The organism is Alteromonas sp. DY56-G5 (assembly GCF_041414725.1).
GTDB lineage: Bacteria > Pseudomonadota > Gammaproteobacteria > Enterobacterales > Alteromonadaceae > Alteromonas > Alteromonas macleodii.
The window spans coordinates 1-14,572 of record NZ_JANHZQ010000047.1 but is presented as its reverse complement, the minus strand read 5'-3'; the positions used below and the strand labels follow the sequence as shown (position 1 = coordinate 14,572).

25 protein-coding genes are annotated in these 14,572 nt (G+C 41.3%); 21 read left to right on the top strand and 4 right to left on the bottom strand.

The annotated features are described in order from the left end of the window. The first annotated feature begins 51 nt into the window (after nucleotides 1-51). The 11 genes from NO989_RS18120 to NO989_RS18070 all read left to right on the top strand — a co-directional run bounded on the left by NO989_RS18120 (nucleotide 52) and on the right by NO989_RS18070 (nucleotide 6,263). Complete coding sequence (locus NO989_RS18120) at nucleotides 52-546, top strand: hypothetical protein (protein ID WP_020744596.1); 495 nt, start codon at nucleotides 52-54, stop codon at nucleotides 544-546. Between the two features lie 162 nt (nucleotides 547-708). Then, a complete protein-coding gene (locus NO989_RS18115) occupies nucleotides 709-1,077 on the top strand; it encodes a hypothetical protein (RefSeq protein ID WP_015068556.1) in 369 nt (122 codons plus the stop codon). A gap of 75 nt (nucleotides 1,078-1,152) precedes the next feature. Continuing rightward, complete coding sequence (locus NO989_RS18110) at nucleotides 1,153-1,551, top strand: hypothetical protein (RefSeq protein WP_015068557.1); 399 nt, start codon at nucleotides 1,153-1,155, stop codon at nucleotides 1,549-1,551. Nucleotides 1,552-1,654: 103 nt separating this feature from the next. After that, nucleotides 1,655-2,332, top strand: a complete 678-nt coding sequence (locus NO989_RS18105; RefSeq protein WP_015068739.1) for a hypothetical protein — start codon at nucleotides 1,655-1,657, stop codon at nucleotides 2,330-2,332. 136 nt (nucleotides 2,333-2,468) lie between these two features. Continuing rightward, a complete protein-coding gene (locus NO989_RS18100; protein ID WP_015068559.1) occupies nucleotides 2,469-2,996 on the top strand; it encodes a hypothetical protein in 528 nt (175 codons plus the stop codon). After that, complete coding sequence (locus NO989_RS18095; protein WP_015068560.1) at nucleotides 2,983-3,270, top strand: hypothetical protein; 288 nt, start codon at nucleotides 2,983-2,985, stop codon at nucleotides 3,268-3,270. The genes NO989_RS18100 and NO989_RS18095 overlap by 14 nt, the downstream gene beginning before the upstream one ends. Nucleotides 3,271-3,349: 79 nt before the next feature. Continuing rightward, a complete protein-coding gene (locus NO989_RS18090; RefSeq protein WP_015068561.1) occupies nucleotides 3,350-3,961 on the top strand; it encodes a hypothetical protein in 612 nt (203 codons plus the stop codon). A gap of 186 nt (nucleotides 3,962-4,147) precedes the next feature. Then, complete coding sequence (locus NO989_RS18085) at nucleotides 4,148-4,717, top strand: hypothetical protein (RefSeq protein ID WP_015068562.1); 570 nt, start codon at nucleotides 4,148-4,150, stop codon at nucleotides 4,715-4,717. A 407-nt stretch (nucleotides 4,718-5,124) separates the two neighbouring features. Next, on the top strand, nucleotides 5,125-5,418 hold the full coding sequence (locus tag NO989_RS18080) for a hypothetical protein (protein WP_015068564.1): 294 nt from the start codon (nucleotides 5,125-5,127) through the stop codon (nucleotides 5,416-5,418). 63 nt (nucleotides 5,419-5,481) lie between these two features. Beyond that, nucleotides 5,482-5,862 (top strand): hypothetical protein, encoded by a 381-nt coding sequence (locus NO989_RS18075; protein ID WP_015068565.1) that lies wholly within the window; start codon nucleotides 5,482-5,484, stop codon nucleotides 5,860-5,862. Between the two features lie 200 nt (nucleotides 5,863-6,062). Next, entirely contained in the window at nucleotides 6,063-6,263 is a 201-nt protein-coding gene (locus tag NO989_RS18070; protein WP_015068566.1) for a hypothetical protein, read from the top strand. 21 nt (nucleotides 6,264-6,284) lie between these two features. Here NO989_RS18070 and NO989_RS18065 read toward each other — a convergent pair whose 3' ends face one another. Further along, entirely contained in the window at nucleotides 6,285-7,046 is a 762-nt protein-coding gene (locus NO989_RS18065; protein ID WP_012518443.1) for an IS5 family transposase, read from the bottom strand. A 211-nt stretch (nucleotides 7,047-7,257) separates the two neighbouring features. On the opposite strand from NO989_RS18065, the gene NO989_RS18060 reads away from it, so the two are divergent. Further along, nucleotides 7,258-7,881 (top strand): hypothetical protein, encoded by a 624-nt coding sequence (locus NO989_RS18060; RefSeq protein ID WP_015068567.1) that lies wholly within the window; start codon nucleotides 7,258-7,260, stop codon nucleotides 7,879-7,881. Nucleotides 7,882-8,120: 239 nt separating this feature from the next. Further along, nucleotides 8,121-8,390 (top strand): hypothetical protein, encoded by a 270-nt coding sequence (locus tag NO989_RS18055; protein ID WP_015068568.1) that lies wholly within the window; start codon nucleotides 8,121-8,123, stop codon nucleotides 8,388-8,390. Nucleotides 8,391-8,445: 55 nt separating this feature from the next. On the opposite strand, the gene NO989_RS18050 is transcribed toward NO989_RS18055, so the two are convergent. Both NO989_RS18050 and NO989_RS18045 read right to left on the bottom strand, forming a co-directional pair. Beyond that, a complete protein-coding gene (locus NO989_RS18050) occupies nucleotides 8,446-8,877 on the bottom strand; it encodes a hypothetical protein (protein WP_015068569.1) in 432 nt (143 codons plus the stop codon). Nucleotides 8,878-8,914: 37 nt separating this feature from the next. Then, entirely contained in the window at nucleotides 8,915-9,133 is a 219-nt protein-coding gene (locus tag NO989_RS18045; RefSeq protein WP_015068570.1) for a hypothetical protein, read from the bottom strand. Between the two features lie 187 nt (nucleotides 9,134-9,320). Between NO989_RS18045 and NO989_RS18040 the strand changes: the two genes are divergently transcribed. The 5 genes from NO989_RS18040 (at nucleotide 9,321) to NO989_RS18020 (ending at nucleotide 11,948) form a co-directional block, all read left to right on the top strand. Beyond that, entirely contained in the window at nucleotides 9,321-9,761 is a 441-nt protein-coding gene (locus NO989_RS18040; RefSeq protein ID WP_015068571.1) for a hypothetical protein, read from the top strand. A 257-nt stretch (nucleotides 9,762-10,018) separates the two neighbouring features. After that, a complete protein-coding gene (locus NO989_RS18035) occupies nucleotides 10,019-10,375 on the top strand; it encodes a hypothetical protein (protein ID WP_015068572.1) in 357 nt (118 codons plus the stop codon). Nucleotides 10,376-10,395: 20 nt separating this feature from the next. Further along, on the top strand, nucleotides 10,396-11,127 hold the full coding sequence (locus tag NO989_RS18030) for a hypothetical protein (protein WP_015068573.1): 732 nt from the start codon (nucleotides 10,396-10,398) through the stop codon (nucleotides 11,125-11,127). Between the two features lie 66 nt (nucleotides 11,128-11,193). Next, complete coding sequence (locus NO989_RS18025; protein ID WP_015068574.1) at nucleotides 11,194-11,391, top strand: hypothetical protein; 198 nt, start codon at nucleotides 11,194-11,196, stop codon at nucleotides 11,389-11,391. A 59-nt stretch (nucleotides 11,392-11,450) separates the two neighbouring features. Continuing rightward, nucleotides 11,451-11,948 carry a hypothetical protein gene (locus NO989_RS18020; RefSeq protein ID WP_015068575.1) on the top strand — a complete coding sequence of 166 codons (498 nt, stop codon included), beginning with the start codon at nucleotides 11,451-11,453 and terminating at the stop codon, nucleotides 11,946-11,948. Between the two features lie 46 nt (nucleotides 11,949-11,994). On the opposite strand, the gene NO989_RS18015 is transcribed toward NO989_RS18020, so the two are convergent. Beyond that, nucleotides 11,995-12,678 (bottom strand): hypothetical protein, encoded by a 684-nt coding sequence (locus tag NO989_RS18015; protein WP_015068576.1) that lies wholly within the window; start codon nucleotides 12,676-12,678, stop codon nucleotides 11,995-11,997. A 176-nt stretch (nucleotides 12,679-12,854) separates the two neighbouring features. Here NO989_RS18015 and NO989_RS18010 point away from each other — a divergent pair, with 176 nt between their 5' ends. From NO989_RS18010 to NO989_RS18000, 3 genes are all read left to right on the top strand, one after another. Then, nucleotides 12,855-13,289, top strand: a complete 435-nt coding sequence (locus NO989_RS18010) for a hypothetical protein (RefSeq protein ID WP_015068577.1) — start codon at nucleotides 12,855-12,857, stop codon at nucleotides 13,287-13,289. A gap of 217 nt (nucleotides 13,290-13,506) precedes the next feature. After that, on the top strand, nucleotides 13,507-13,812 hold the full coding sequence (locus NO989_RS18005) for a hypothetical protein (protein ID WP_015068578.1): 306 nt from the start codon (nucleotides 13,507-13,509) through the stop codon (nucleotides 13,810-13,812). Nucleotides 13,813-13,915: 103 nt separating this feature from the next. Further along, nucleotides 13,916-14,314 (top strand): hypothetical protein, encoded by a 399-nt coding sequence (locus NO989_RS18000; RefSeq protein ID WP_015068579.1) that lies wholly within the window; start codon nucleotides 13,916-13,918, stop codon nucleotides 14,312-14,314. Nucleotides 14,315-14,572 lie beyond the last annotated feature (258 nt).

Genomic DNA, 14,572 nt, shown 5'->3' with positions numbered 1-14,572 from the left:
TGAGTGACCTACGTTACAAGCATATCCTTAGTCAACCTAACAGGTACAAACATGTTTACTGAATCACTAGAGCTTAATTTCGAAGAAAACGTTCCATTTGATACAACAGAAGAGATTATTGGCTTTAAAGGTCGTCGCTACGAGCTTGGGGATAGCATTCGTGGTTATCGTGATTTGAGTAGCAAGAATAGTGAATTGTTCTCAATCCAAGCAAAGGGCGGAAAGTTATCTGGCAAAGTTTTAGATCACTCTGTCAGCGTTAGAATCGATAATGCAGTATTCAATGTGCGTGCTGGTGGTCAAGCAAGAGCGAGAAAGGAAAAAAGACGTAATGTACACGCTTTTGTGGAGGGTACCTTAAGTAAAGTGCTTAAGGGAGAAAAAGCGTCGCTTTCAAGTGAATGGGTAGAAGTAACATACAACCCATTTCACACTGACACTTTCATCGAAAAGACAACCGGCAGAGCTGTAGTTTCTGCAGACATAGCGATACTTCAAACAGGCAGTGTTTTTTGCCGCGGTCTCATTTACCAAAGTGCTACATAAGGCGCCATCAATCATGTACAGGGCTACTTCATTTACATGGACACCCGACGATTACACCATAGTTAATCAAGTCACGTTCAAATTCCGTTGGGTAGCCATTATTTATCTCACCAAGGAGTTACTTCTTGGTGCACCAAAAGTCGATTTAAAGAGAGTAAATTAGTGAATATCAACTTAAACGGGCGAGTTTTTCGTCCTATTAATAGCGCGTTGCTAACGCAATGCGATGGCACATATGAAAAACAGTTAGATGGAGTATTACTTAGAAACGAGTCAGACAAAGTTATCGCGTTTTTGGTTAATGGTCATCGACACAGAGAATCCCCTTTTTTAGTTACTGCGCGTTACCAGGAGGCAACGAAGCGAGTTCACTATCAACTTGCGCTGAGCAGTATCGATGACAAATTTTTTAATACGGTACTTGAGGGAGAGTTTTACCCTCATCGGCCCCTCAAAAACAAGCTTGATGAAGACGCCATTCAAGCTGTGAAACAGCTATACGGGAAGGTTTTTAGCGGCATTGGAAAATAATTGAATTATTTTCGGTCGTTTTCTTGAAATTACACTACCATACCTACGTTCATAAAGCCGAAAAGGAGGTACAAAATGAACGCATCGATTGATACACAGAGCAGGGACGGCGAAGACAGATTAGCGAGAGTTCTGCTTGGGTTTGGGGTTGCCGTAACTGTACTCACTGGGATGGCTGGGTTAGGACCTGAGTCGTTAAAAGCCGCAGGTGTAATGGGATGGTTTCCCTTTTTATTAATGTCTCTTTATTTACTCGGCAGGAAATCACGACACAAATCACGTGAGCGTCAGCCTTTCCGGTTTTCGCTCTTATACACGATGTTTGCGCCAATAGGAGCGCTCATCCTTGGGTATTTTATGCTGACAGGTGGGCTAAACTTCAATGAAGTAGCAACCTTCATGGTCAAGTATGTATTGTTTATCGCAGGAACGATGACAATCTTATGGGGATTTCTTTACTTCTTTGATAGTTGAATCCTTTCATTCTTGAGGTAAATGATACATTCCTTTACCTCAAGAATTTACAACCGATTTATTTCCCCTACGTTAGCTCCTGTAAATAATCAAAGGAGCTAACATGTCTTACTACACTGAATTTGAACGCCTTATTATTACCAGTTCGCTGGTGGGGTTTAACAGGCAAGCAATAAGTAACGTTGCCAGTGAAGCGCTGGATGCTATTACCCTATCAAACATGGATATCTACATTGCCGCAAGCCATGGTGGTGACAGTCGCATCATCGACTCTGAAACGAAAACGATATCAAGGCAGTGGTCAGTATTAACCATGGGCTATAACGCAGCCCACCTGCTTACTAATATTGCCAATAAAGTGATTAAGTCATGCCTATACGGGAGCTTACGAGTACGCGGCAAGCAAATACTCCCATCTTCATATTTGTCGAAGTTTGAAGTGTTACAAAATCAACCCAAGTTTGTAGAACCTGAAGTATTTGCTCACAGCCTTGAAAGAGCCATTGTGACGAAAGAAGGCCTCGAGCATTTAAGAAAATCGCCTTTCGGCAATACATGCCTTGGCTGGATGGAAGATTATCAATGCTTCCAACCCAATGGTGAGTCAGTAATCATTGGTGAGATCAGTTCGCCGGAGGAGGTCGTCGCTGTATTTGCCGTTTGTCATTATATATCAAGCGAGAACTTATCTTTATTAAACCTAAAGCAATCTGCTGCAGCTTGCTATCTTTCTAATGCAGTAGAAAGTGAACCGCCATCGCATTTAAGATTTGTGGGATAACCTAGCCAGGCTGACCGATTTACCAGACAAATGTTTGGTAAATCGGAAACCGCCTTTCCACCGGCCACTAAACCAATCATCATTCGCACCAAATGCCCCCTGCATTCTTAATAGTTATATTCAAGTGGAGTAATAGATGACAGTTTCTGGTTCACTAATTTTACCAAAACTGGAAGAGTTGTGCGCAACACCACCTTTCCTAAAGACCCTTTATCAGACTACACAATCTAATCAAGACATTGACCCAATATGGGAGGGAGTAGCGGTAGTTTTCAATGAGGGCGCAGAGCATTACTTAAACGCGGAAAAGTCTAATTCAAGTTGGGTTCGCCTCCAAAGTGAGTATATGAAAGCTGGTGGATTGGATGGGAGGGTGGGAGTTATTACTCAGTACAACGATCTGGAACAAGTATCATTCATGAACTCACTTTATAGTTTGGACTACGCACCGTGGGTTAGAGTGAGCTCATTTATTGATTGTCATTCTTCTGACAAAAGCTATCCAATTTGCCATTCAAGCTCAATCAGTCTCGATGCCAGGTATGTTACTACAATACCAACGAGCCTATTTATACAAGCAAAGGAAACAGTGGTAGAGCGTGATATCGCCTTTACCAGCATGATAGAGAAGTTTTTGAGGGATCCGATTTGTGAAAGTTATTGATTTTGTCGTGGGGAGAACTTACTTAATAAAAGAAAAAGACATTACTTTCCCTGATGGAGAAATTGAGGGGGGTCGAAACATAATCAGGAAGATATTGACACCTGCCGACCAGAGCAATTCATGTGTTGATGGTGAGGTGCCGACAGATATGGATATTGAAAAATGGAGCAAGTATTTGCGCGTACAATGCCCTCAGAATAATACTGTCCACCTGCTTTCGCCTGATAACATTGCTTCCGCAACATTAATTGAAACAGGGTTATCGAGCAACTAACAAAATATCTATATGGGTAATACTCTTCAGGCAACAGATACATCCCAGGATTTTTTTTACTTTATGGAGTACATTAACGATGAAAAATGAAGATTTCTTTTTTGGAAAGAAACCTTTTAATTTAAATGATTGGCGCGACTTGGCAAGTTCAGTCAGTCAAGACCACTTTACTGCACAGCTTAACCGTTATTTAAATGCGAATGATAATTTTCTTGAAATTATGGATGGTACGTCCCACCCTGACTTCTCTTCACTACTAGGTGCCATATCTCCAGCAGAGATTGGAAACATCAGAATATTTGCTAGGTCAGACCAAAACGATGCACTAAAAGCTACTTTAGCTTGCGATATTATGTTAGTAAACGGAGTCGTTCGTGTAACACCACAATGGTGTGCATACAAAGAAATAAGATCTAGTGAAATCATTTCTTCTTTATTGGTTCCTATCCACGCACGCGCCTTACAAGACAAGACCTACGTGGTTAATTCTGATGGGACTATGGATAAATTGCTTCACGGCACTGATTTTGAGTCAGAACTTCAAAACATATTCAATCTGTCAAAATACCCCGGTAGCTATGATAGTAAATACATTAAACCACTAATGGTAGCTACAGATGTTGGCCGTGCTAACATTCCATTAGATGAAGTGCTAAGCATTTACTTTAAAGCTATGAATCCAACAAGCTAATATACAAAGCCACCTGCGAAAAAATCACACCATGCTGGTGGCTTACTCATTTCCACAACACTGGCTATCGATTCAAATCAGATTTGAATGAAAATGTATTCAATTCTTCCCACAAAATTGTGCATTCATAATTTCTTGTCACATTAAGCATGTATTTAAATCCACTTGCATCTTGGGAGAGATAACATGCAAAAACACATATCTAAACCTTCAGTAATGGCGAGATTCGGTATTGAAAAGTGCAACTATTCTGAGTACGGGCACATCAATGTGAATTTTAACATTGTAGAAACGGCTGATTATCAATCGGCGCCTAAATTTGCACACTATGACTTTGATTTGCCCAAAACGTTGCATGGTATCTCAGGGTTAACGATTCAGTCTCAGACGAGCGCAGAGGCCCTAATTAATGGTGGTAACCAACGAATCTATGGGTACCAACTCCACTTGAGTACAAATCAACCAGCATTAGACCAGGATTTATTTTCATCAATCAAAGCTGGGCAGCGTTTTAAGAAAAAACTTGATGCATTGGTTGAAAGAGAAGGCTACGCAAAGGACTTCGCGACATACCTTGGCTACATGATGCGAGTAATGAATGTGAAATACATTTCTTTCGAAAGCTATTCCGAAAAGCATCACAACCGCCGGTGGATGAACTATAAAATTAGTGAAGTGCCAGATTTGGTTGAAAAGTGTATTAGTGAACTGGCTGAATACGCCAAGTGGAACATCGATACAGATAAAGCAGCATAAGTTAAAGCGTTAAGAGGGCTGCCATCCAGCAGCTCTCTTTTTTACAACAGGCACATACTAGGTATGCGTATATAAGCCTAGATTGAAATAAGCGCCAGGCCTGCTCCGCTATCGCGAATTGACCTGCCAGCACCACACCCCGAAATGACAAGCAGGGGGTAAAGATTGGTTGCGAACCTTTACCAGTTCTTACTCTTTTATCGTTCCTAACTAATAAAAATTTACCATTTTGCTTCACTGAATTTATTAAACCTGACCATAGAAGCTCAACTTCACCAGTTGCCTTTACCATTAATAAAAACGTTTTTCTTAATTGGATATAAGGCTCCCGCGTGACGTTTCCCTCCAAATTGCCGAATGCACTGTTTCACCTACGTTACCTTCAAGTTAATCGAGCAGGGGGCATCATGGCCACAAGCAAAAAACAGAAGACAGTTTTCGATTTCATGCAGGAAGCATCATTCGATTTGAGCGCAGGTATCCAGTTTGAAACCCAAGAAGCATTTATCGCATGGGCAACAGAAAACTTTGATGAGATTGCTACAGAAGCGCTTATAAACTTCTCACTCGTTTCACAAAAGCGTTCGACCAAGATAAATCGCGTTGGACTCACTGTACCTCGCTTTTATGAACCAAGCCCTAGAAAGCTTCACGAATTAGTAAGCAAGCTCACACCAAGAGTTGCGCTCCCACAGTTGTAATGGCTCTCCCGCCACTTCGCCGGCCTTCGGGCTGGCTTTTTATTCTCACTTAAGGATGTATACATGAATACACAATTACAAGAACAGCAAAGCCAGCTATTCAAAGAGTTTGGTGTTTTCTTTGCGTTTGGAGATAAGCAGTTTAAAGAACAGCGTCAAGAAGGCGTCGATTACTGTACGGTGCTGAGTGCTGGTGATTGCGTTCCCGTACAACATGCTAGCGAGTTTGCTAAGCGTCTTTCAGCTTTACACAAAGAAGCAAGAGATAAGGCGCTAAGAGAGAAAGGGATTGATCGTATTATTGAAGAGGAGCTAGTAAATCAAGAAACTTTCTATACGGGCGATATCGCTCCAGTAGTAGAAGCGCTTGCATACTATGAAGTCACGGAGAAACAGGTAACACAGGTTTATAGAAGTGTTTTCCACAAATACGACAATTGGTGATAACAGCCAACCCAGCAATAGATAATTAAACGAGCCCCGCAATATTGCGGGTTTTTTTCATGGTTAAAAACCATCAAATATACTTTAAGTCAGATTTTTGTTTGCTCGCGTACAAATAAGGCATCTACACTATTCTCTGTAAGTTGTAACAAGTCAGCAATATGGAACATTAAAGCCTCAACCTCACAACGGAGAGTGACATGAGCAAGTTCACAGCGACAATAAATGGTTTCCCCCTTACCCCAATGTCTTTAAGCAAAGACGGTAAGCTAATACCCTGCCCAGACTTCAAGAGCGCTAAGCAAAGCACATTGAAGATTATGGAGATTAGTGGGTGTTGTCTGGGGCTAGTGTTTTCAGATAAGCAAAAAGCAAGGTTAAGATTGCCTAAGGCCTGTTGATCTTTGCTGTACACATTTCGCTCAGCAATACATCGGCAGCCACATCATTGAAAATGCCAGTGATACCATACTGGCATAGTTTCTCGCTAACTTTTCATATCTAGTTGATACTGAACGATAATGCTTTATTCGAGCAAAGGCATTTTCAACTAAGTGTCGATATTTATAAAGACACCAGTCGACACTCTCTTTGTCTATATCTTGGCCATAATTACGTTTTGGTATGACTGAAATACCGCCTCTGGCTTCAATATATTCCCTTAATGCATCACTATCGTAGCCTTTGTCGCCTACGAAAATATTTACTTCCTGTAAGTGGTCAACCAAACTTTGAGCACGAGCAATGTCATTTCTCTGGCCTTCTGATAGCTCAAAATAAATGGGAAGCCCCCCACTATCCACGGCTAAATGGATTTTTGTCGAATTGCCACCACGGCTCTTTCCTATGCACTCATTGTCTGAAGTCGCAGCACCTGTACTATGCTGATGAGCTTTGACAATCGAACCATCAGCAAAGACCCAGTCATAATCAGCCAGTTTTGCTAACTCATTGAATAAATTATTTAATAAACCTTTCTTCGACCATAAATTGAAGCGTCGATAGATGGTACTCCAGCCTCCAAACTCTGTGGGTAAATCTCGCCACGGGATACCGGTTCTCAACCGGTAAAGTATCCCTTCAAAGGTCATTCTGTGTTCTGGTTTGTTATAAATGCGGCCTGTGCTCTTCATTACTTGAAGTAGCTTTTGCCACCGCTGATCAGTTAGCATTAGTCTCGGCATGGTAGTGAGTTGTTCTTTTACTTTTGGCGAAGCAAATTATAACTCTTTACCATGCCGGTCAAAAACTAATCACGAAAGATCAACAGGCCTTAGTAAGAAAGTCATTTTTCGATTATTCAGAGCCCCTAGATAGGGGCTTTTCATTATTCCCGCCAAATTGCCCTTCACTATATTCCTGAGACATTACTCCTATCATATAAAGGAGAGAAAAATGTCAGACACAATCGCTGTAACAGAAACGACAGGTAAAATTACGTGCCGGTGGGCATGGGTTAATGTGAACCTTGAAAAGCCAATCAGAGCGCTACTCAGTACGAAAGAAAATACGTGGGGTGGCTTCCAGGTTCCTTACTTTTTTGAAACGCATCATAAGCTACTTATAAAGCATTATCTAACAGAGGATTATGAAGTAACGCGCAGCGAGAATGGGTATACCATCAAGCACTTCGACTACCCGAGTGAAATCCCCACAGTTGTGCGTAACATGCTGGTGGAGGATGATTTTGGCGTAGAGCGCAACGTGAATACTTTTGTTGATGGCTTATGCTGGGAAGAATTAACGGACGCGCAGGTCATAGCGATAGAGTATCTTCGCAATATCACCACCCTCACCGATGATAAAACGCTAGAGCTGCTAGAGGCCAAAAGAAAAGTCTCTGAAAGCTGGTGCTTGTCTTTGCCCCTTCAATACATTAGTTCCCAAAAGGTGAATGTTGCGCTTCACAATGCTTACCTTTACGCCTTTCCTACCTTCAAAGAGATGGATCAACACATTTGTGCTGAAGCTTTAGCTTATGCCTACGAACTTGGCTATACAGCCCTGTTAGATAAATGATAGAGGTGCTTGCATACTTTCTGCATAACTGAATATTTGTTAGAAAATGCACGGGGATATACTTTTAATTTTGAATAAATGGCGGGTACTTATGCAACCCGCCATTTTTTGTTAATCGTTTATTTAGCTGAATAATTTCAAATCTAATTCATTTATTCGTTTTATCTAATAGGTTTTCAAGTGCTGTAGAGTTATAATTAACAGTGCCACAAAGGCTTAATTCATTAAAAGGTACAATAATGTTTAATAATAAAGTTACCAAAGTAAGTTCGACGCAAGACGCAGCTATGCTGATTGTTTTTTTATGTACGTGTGCTACCGCGATAGGTGCGGTGTTCTGGTTTGCTGTAGAGCAATCATTAGGCGGGTGGGGGAGTGCTTTCCTACAAGCCTTCAGCTTTACTTTGACGTTATTTGTAATGTTGAAGTTAGGGAGCTGGAATAAAAGCAAAGGTTACATGAAAGAAAAGCTAGTACGGCATGCTGTTAAGCTTATAAGAGTGATATAGCTTATTAGGCGAAGCCCACCAGCAACGGTGGGCTTTTTTAATTGGGTGTAAGGCGTTAGCAAAGCCACATCTTGGTTTCATGCACTCGCACATCGTAGTCAATTGTTAGAGTCTCATAAGACATGCCAAAGGTCTTGTTAACGAACTTTACTATCCCGTCTTTAGTGTAGAGAAAGGTATTGTTTTCAATATCTCGTAACACACGCTCGTTATATTCAGCATCGCTATTTTCATGAGTGGCATGCATTACTACGCCATGGAACTCAAACGGCGAATTTTGCACACTTTGTGTCGCATACTTACCTTTGTAGGCGGCCATGATTTCTAAGTAAATAACGCCATGAGTTGGCGATTTTAAACGGGTTCGCATTCTACAGCTCATACCATTGGCTTCTTCAGTTTCAGAACCGACACCTTCAAAGATTAAATTAGGGTTTGCAGGCGCGGTGGTGAAAGCTGTTGTTGTGTTGTTGGTAAGTGCAGTCATATGGTTTCCTTATTCTAAATAGAGGAGAGAGCGGCAATTAAGCCGCTTCAGAAAGAGTCTTATCTTTCTCGTCGTAGAAAGATTTGGCTTTATTGATATCTGTGAATGGCTTTTCCATATTCTTAGAATGAATGCCTCGTTCGTCGCCGTGCACTTTTACAATGTAGGCGCCATCCCAATTTTCTATAAGCGTTAGCTCACATTTAAAGTCGCCAGTAGCAGGGAAGTTAAAGGCTTTGGAGCGAAGTGTTGTCATCTGAATTCCTTGTTTGTTGATTTAAGGAAAATGTACTCAGGTGCGCCGGTTAAGCAATTGAGCAGGAAAGGCAGGCAAATGAACTTGTTAAGTAGTCTTATTCTTCCGGCTGGTGGTTTACCGTTAAATTGACGGAATTGCTGGTGGTGTCACGTTACACCTATAAACAAAACAGCGGAGTAACAACATGTTCGGATTTATGGAATGCAAGGTTAACAACCCAGAGTTAGCCAAAACTAGATACACCACTCACGCATATGTATATGCAAAGCGCGACGATTTCAAAGTCGGAGCCTTGATTGAAGTCCCATCGGGTATGGGTGGGTTATTTACTACTAAAGTGGTGAAGATTGAGAGTGGCGTTGCAACGTGTATAAAGCCTTACTGTAGAGACCATGGGAAGCAAGAGTTTGAAGTATTCATCAACCCTCCACTTATCTCTGTAGAAGAAATTTTAAGTCTTGCTAACGTGATATACGAAGTTGAGCGTAGGCAGGCTATAAAGAGTGATGAATTTGAGCTATTAGAGCGTGCGCGAGTCAATGGTTTAATTGCACGTTTCAACAGTTGGTCGTGGACAGAGGCTGGCGTTGAAGTTTTTAGAAAAGCAAAAGAGCTCTATCAATAGTTCACCATCCTGGGTTTGCTCAAGCAAGCCCAGTTCCCATCACAAATGAGGGCACCCCCTTTCGCTATCGCTGGTGGGGATGCCTTTAAACCATTCAAAAACTCATTCTTAAAACTCTGATAAATCTGCAATGAAATTTATAAATGGTAAAGAGGCCAGCGCGCCCGTCAGGTGTACCGAGTACCCTCTTTCTCCACTAATTGTCATGTTAGCTCTATGTGACACATTTTAGTTGTCCCAAACAAACGGAGAGTCACATGACCATCATTAATCGAAACCAACTAAAAGCAGCCTTTCAACCTGAGCAGGCGGAGCGTGCCTTACTGACTCTTGTTGTCGATAAGTCACTTCAGAAGTTCGGTTTGAACTTCCCAGTAGTGAGCATGCCTTTTGTTCGTGAAGAGGTAGCGACAACAAAAGGTTCTTTCACAGCCCTTTCTAACGTCTGTTATACGCTTGATTCTGACGAGGCAACTTTTGCATCTATCGAAAAGCTTCTAATTGAGGTCGGTATCAGCCACAACGTAGTGAGTGTTGAGGTTATTGGTGGCAATGTTGATGAAACCTTTTATCAAGTGAAATTAAACATTGAAGCAATGGAGGTGGCCGCCTAGTGCGGTCACAAGGTGGCAGTATGACAAATCCCAAAAAAAGTAAATTAACCAGTCTCATCATTTACGAAAGCATGGTGCAAATGGGCATCATTGTCGATGGTGAAATAAGAGCTAACGGTAAATCTAAATCTGGGGCGGGTATGGATTTATGCTTAGAGCGTTCAAGTGATCTAGATAACTTTAATGAGTCAGGAACTCAGGCGTTCAGTTTAGCGCACTACTCCACAGCGGGAGGGGATGCAATTTGTGAGCTCGATATGATTTTCTTTTACCATACCGGCAAAGAAAAAGTAGAAGCTTACAGTTACCAAACATCAGTACCACCTGTATTCGAAGTTGTATATCCAAAGCCAGGTGAGCACATCAGCTCAAACTACAGGGAGCTAAACGCATTTGCAAAGCAATGGATGGAAAATCTACTTGAGCAAGGACATTCCAGTTCGTGGGTAGATAGTACTTTTAATTCCGCAGAGCCAAGCGTTCCCTTTGAATTACAAAAAAGAGTCAGTTTCGCACAAATGGTGGAGCTAGAGGTAATCAACACACTAACTACTGCTCTACTAGGCTCAACAGTTCTTTCTATTAACCATGCCTCTAACTCCATAGTGTTAGACCTTGATGAAGCCAGACACTTAGAAGAAGAAGGCGCGTCTATCTTGCCAGTGGAAGATATGACCCAAAGCTTGATCAGCGCGGGGTACAAAAAAGAGGACATCGAAACCATAACTCACTTCGAACTATACGCATCGTAATTTGTTGAGTAGCGCCCTCTACTTGGGGGGCGCATATTTGTTCAATTCATTCTAAGGAGTTCGATTATGAGCTTGCTAGTTACAAACTATTTCAAAAGCCAGTTAACTTCGCTGAGTTACCCTGCAGACGAAATCCAATACAGCCTAAACTATTGTCAGGGTGATGGTATGCTTTTTACAGGGCAGCTATATGCCGAAGATATAAATGCAGTTGCCGATCGCCTCACTAATGGAACAAAAAAGCCGCTATCAAACGTGCTGTAGATAAAGGTGCAAGTATAGAAATTAAGTCTAATGACCACCGGTACGTTCATTACAATACAATGTATGTTGTTTGCGATGATTACGCTTGTGAAGACCTAACCGACTTTGAATCACAGTCACTGCACGAATTTGTGGAGCTAGTAGAGGAAGATATTAAAACTGTATCGCGTAAGCTGGAGGGGGAAGGGTACAAACTAATCGAAGCTGGTGGTGAAGTATTTGCTCTCTCAGGCAAAGAGCGCACTTATAAAACAGCAAGGTTCTCAGTAACCATTAAAGAGGTTGGGGCAGACCCTTTCGACCTTGAAATGATATGTGAAGACACTTACGAAAAAGTCTGGAGTCAGTTCATTAGTGGTGAAGCAAGATATGCATGCTTTGAAGTAACCGTTACAACCAATAGCGATAATATCGAAATATCGACCGTCCGTAGTCCTCTGTTTATTATTTTAAATAATATTACCAGCGGCAAAGTAGTGTCAGACAAACGGGCGTTTTGCTCAGAGGCAATTCAAGAGGCCAGGAATTGGATTAAAGGACACAGGCTGGCGGCATAATGGTATTTCACTAGAGGGTTATCACCCCCTCTAGTGCAGGTGGATATTATTTGTTGAAGAGAGTAAACATTATGATAGCGCACACTATCAAGACCCAATAGGCGCGTCTGGCATTTTTTAAGTGCTTGTCTCTTTGCTTAGAGGTTTCCTTTAGTTCTCGATTAGCTTCATTTAGCTCAGTCTTGTGCTGATTGTGTCTATCGATAAATAAGCCCAAGAGGTCTTTATCTTCTAGGATGTAATATTCAGAAACAGGCTTCGATACTTTTAATTTATCTATACTAGATGCCAATACATTTCCATCGCCCGTCGCTTTGTCACTGTATGACACATCAAAGCCGCCACTAGTATAAAATTTCTCGCGCCTCTTAAAGTTTTCTTCATTAGCATCTTGAGGGGATAGCCACGCACTTTTGATCGGCATACCCTTAAACTGAACTTTTGCTTGCTCAACAACACGGTCTCTCAGAAATGTTCCTATACCTAACCCTTTCTGATTAAAAATTGTGTCAGTAGGTAAACACAGTTCGTGGCCGGATGTGGACACGGCCAGAGACCATTTATCTACAGAACCATCCTGTACAGGTAAGCCGTGTTCCATAATCAATTTAACTGAACACTGTACTTTTCTATTTGACCCATATTCAGTGACTCTAAAAACTCGCTCAAAAGTTTCTGGTTTGCCAGATTGGTAGGTACCGGCTATCCAAAGGTAATTCTTAATTCGCATACTGCTCTCATATTAGACTTTAAGGGTTAAGGTACGGGCTATAGCAAGACAGTCAAATCATACTGATTATTAACTAGCTTTACCCGAACGGCGAAGTAACATTTCACCAGAGTCGTATGATTCGACAAAAAGAACATTATGCTTACGGTCTCCTTAAATCTAATTGAGGACACCTTATGAATATCAAACAAGCCGCTCACTTTTCGCTTATCACTCTTTCACATCAAATCAAGCTTGCAGGTGGAGCATTCAACTCGAAGACGAAAGCCGTCCCTATCCAAGACACATTTCAAACCCTATATATATTTGAAACAGACAATGGAATGAAAGGCTTGCTCAGCAGGGATGAGTTCTCAGTAGTCACTTTCAATGCTGGTGGCTTGTTTAATGTCAGTTACTTAAACGAGAGTGGGGAGTATACATTGCGTCAAATTGCTATAAGCGACGATGGAAAAAAGTACATTATGAACCCAACATTTCTAACTTCCGATTTTGACGAGCTTGAAAGTGTTCTTAAAGAAAAATTTCCTTCTATCGTTTTTCGGTATCTGCCAAACCCTGTTGAAAAGATTTTTTCTGACGGTGACTCAGTGAATAAATATACCAGTTGATTTTGTGATAGTGATATCAGATGTCCTATCTGTAGTGGAGGCTATGTTGCAATCGAGATGGGAGGTGCTTATCAAAGTGTTAATTGTAACGAGTGTGTTTGCACTTGGATTGATGGATATCATCTAGTGACGAGTAGAGTTGTTGGGGAGGAGGGGGAAATTGCTCACTTATTAAATAAAAAGTATCATTAGGGTAAATACAACATGGAGCTCTCACATGCAGGCGGATTACAAAGTATTAGCAGAATACAAGAAGATGGTAGATCAGGTTTCGTCCGTTTATGGTGAACGGACTAAAGAGACTATAATTAAATACATCGACACAACCCTCAAAAACGAATTAAAGAAAACCAAAATAATTTCGTCTCTTTTTGTTGTCTTTGGAATTTTACTTACCCCTATATTAATAGGGATTCCAATGATAGTGGTTGGTGCTGTTCTTTTTTATATTGGTCCTTTCCGAATCTCACGACTTATAGAGCAATATAAAGAGTTGGTAGAAAGTGACACCTCCCTTGCATAAATCCTCCTGCGCTTGCTAGAGCTCTGCTTTTCATTCTCCTTTTTTTGACACCCTCTCAAAATACTACACGCTAATTTCATCTAAGATAATGATGGAGTTAGCTGTGAGTATCATCTTTAGAGTAAAAGACAAAACGTGTTATGCCCTCAAAAGCGATTCGGTGGGCAAACCTTATTGGACTGCTGGTGGTTTATGTTTACCTCATGACTACATGCGTTCAATACCTATGTTCGATGATTATTGTGAATCTGGAGAGTTGATTGAAACAGCCAGGTTATGCGTTAGCTACTATGATGGTGGGTGCGGAGATTACTGTATGGAGGTATACCGAAAAACCCTTATTTCCGGAGAAGAAAGGAATTACATAGACTGGCAGCATGACGAAATTCTTGAGCCACAACTTCTTCGAGATCTGCAGTGGCTTCTTAATAACCGAGAGCAATGTGTAACCAACTCAGAATATAGGCTGGTATCTCTTACAAAACCAGCATGGGGATTCTAGGTTTCCTTCTAACTTGTCGTCAAAGAGCTCTAATGTACTTTTATATGAAGTACATTAGAAACGCTTGAGAGGAGCGATGTTAACAATTAATGATGATTGCTTTTTCTGGAATGATGAAGAAAGAGAGCGAATACCAGAAAGTCGAGCAGGTGGTTACCAAGTACAAAACAATAATGGGGATTGAATCGCACCGGTAAATTCGGAGGCGGATTTGTTTGAGTTATGCTGCCGCATCTTTACCTAATTGTCGATAATAGT

What these genes read in the sequence shown, in the direction of transcription:
- NO989_RS18100 (WP_015068559.1), top strand. Translation starts at nt 2,469, where the DNA reads ATGACAGTTTCTGGTTCACTAATTTTACCAAAACTGGAAGAGTTGTGC.
- NO989_RS18005 (WP_015068578.1), top strand. Translation starts at nt 13,507, where the DNA reads ATGCAGGCGGATTACAAAGTATTAGCAGAATACAAGAAGATGGTAGAT.
- NO989_RS18035 (WP_015068572.1), top strand. Translation starts at nt 10,019, where the DNA reads ATGACCATCATTAATCGAAACCAACTAAAAGCAGCCTTTCAACCTGAG.
- NO989_RS18120 (WP_020744596.1), top strand. Translation starts at nt 52, where the DNA reads ATGTTTACTGAATCACTAGAGCTTAATTTCGAAGAAAACGTTCCATTT.
- NO989_RS18055 (WP_015068568.1), top strand. Translation starts at nt 8,121, where the DNA reads ATGTTTAATAATAAAGTTACCAAAGTAAGTTCGACGCAAGACGCAGCT.
- NO989_RS18020 (WP_015068575.1), top strand. Translation starts at nt 11,451, where the DNA reads ATGTATGTTGTTTGCGATGATTACGCTTGTGAAGACCTAACCGACTTT.
- NO989_RS18070 (WP_015068566.1), top strand. Translation starts at nt 6,063, where the DNA reads ATGAGCAAGTTCACAGCGACAATAAATGGTTTCCCCCTTACCCCAATG.
- NO989_RS18045 (WP_015068570.1), bottom strand. Translation starts at nt 9,133, where the DNA reads ATGACAACACTTCGCTCCAAAGCCTTTAACTTCCCTGCTACTGGCGAC.
- NO989_RS18105 (WP_015068739.1), top strand. Translation starts at nt 1,655, where the DNA reads ATGTCTTACTACACTGAATTTGAACGCCTTATTATTACCAGTTCGCTG.
- NO989_RS18065 (WP_012518443.1), bottom strand. Translation starts at nt 7,046, where the DNA reads ATGCCGAGACTAATGCTAACTGATCAGCGGTGGCAAAAGCTACTTCAA.
- NO989_RS18060 (WP_015068567.1), top strand. Translation starts at nt 7,258, where the DNA reads ATGTCAGACACAATCGCTGTAACAGAAACGACAGGTAAAATTACGTGC.
- NO989_RS18015 (WP_015068576.1), bottom strand. Translation starts at nt 12,678, where the DNA reads ATGCGAATTAAGAATTACCTTTGGATAGCCGGTACCTACCAATCTGGC.
- NO989_RS18085 (WP_015068562.1), top strand. Translation starts at nt 4,148, where the DNA reads ATGCAAAAACACATATCTAAACCTTCAGTAATGGCGAGATTCGGTATT.
- NO989_RS18090 (WP_015068561.1), top strand. Translation starts at nt 3,350, where the DNA reads ATGAAAAATGAAGATTTCTTTTTTGGAAAGAAACCTTTTAATTTAAAT.
- NO989_RS18010 (WP_015068577.1), top strand. Translation starts at nt 12,855, where the DNA reads ATGAATATCAAACAAGCCGCTCACTTTTCGCTTATCACTCTTTCACAT.
- NO989_RS18040 (WP_015068571.1), top strand. Translation starts at nt 9,321, where the DNA reads ATGTTCGGATTTATGGAATGCAAGGTTAACAACCCAGAGTTAGCCAAA.
- NO989_RS18080 (WP_015068564.1), top strand. Translation starts at nt 5,125, where the DNA reads ATGGCCACAAGCAAAAAACAGAAGACAGTTTTCGATTTCATGCAGGAA.
- NO989_RS18110 (WP_015068557.1), top strand. Translation starts at nt 1,153, where the DNA reads ATGAACGCATCGATTGATACACAGAGCAGGGACGGCGAAGACAGATTA.
- NO989_RS18075 (WP_015068565.1), top strand. Translation starts at nt 5,482, where the DNA reads ATGAATACACAATTACAAGAACAGCAAAGCCAGCTATTCAAAGAGTTT.
- NO989_RS18030 (WP_015068573.1), top strand. Translation starts at nt 10,396, where the DNA reads ATGACAAATCCCAAAAAAAGTAAATTAACCAGTCTCATCATTTACGAA.
- NO989_RS18050 (WP_015068569.1), bottom strand. Translation starts at nt 8,877, where the DNA reads ATGACTGCACTTACCAACAACACAACAACAGCTTTCACCACCGCGCCT.
- NO989_RS18025 (WP_015068574.1), top strand. Translation starts at nt 11,194, where the DNA reads ATGAGCTTGCTAGTTACAAACTATTTCAAAAGCCAGTTAACTTCGCTG.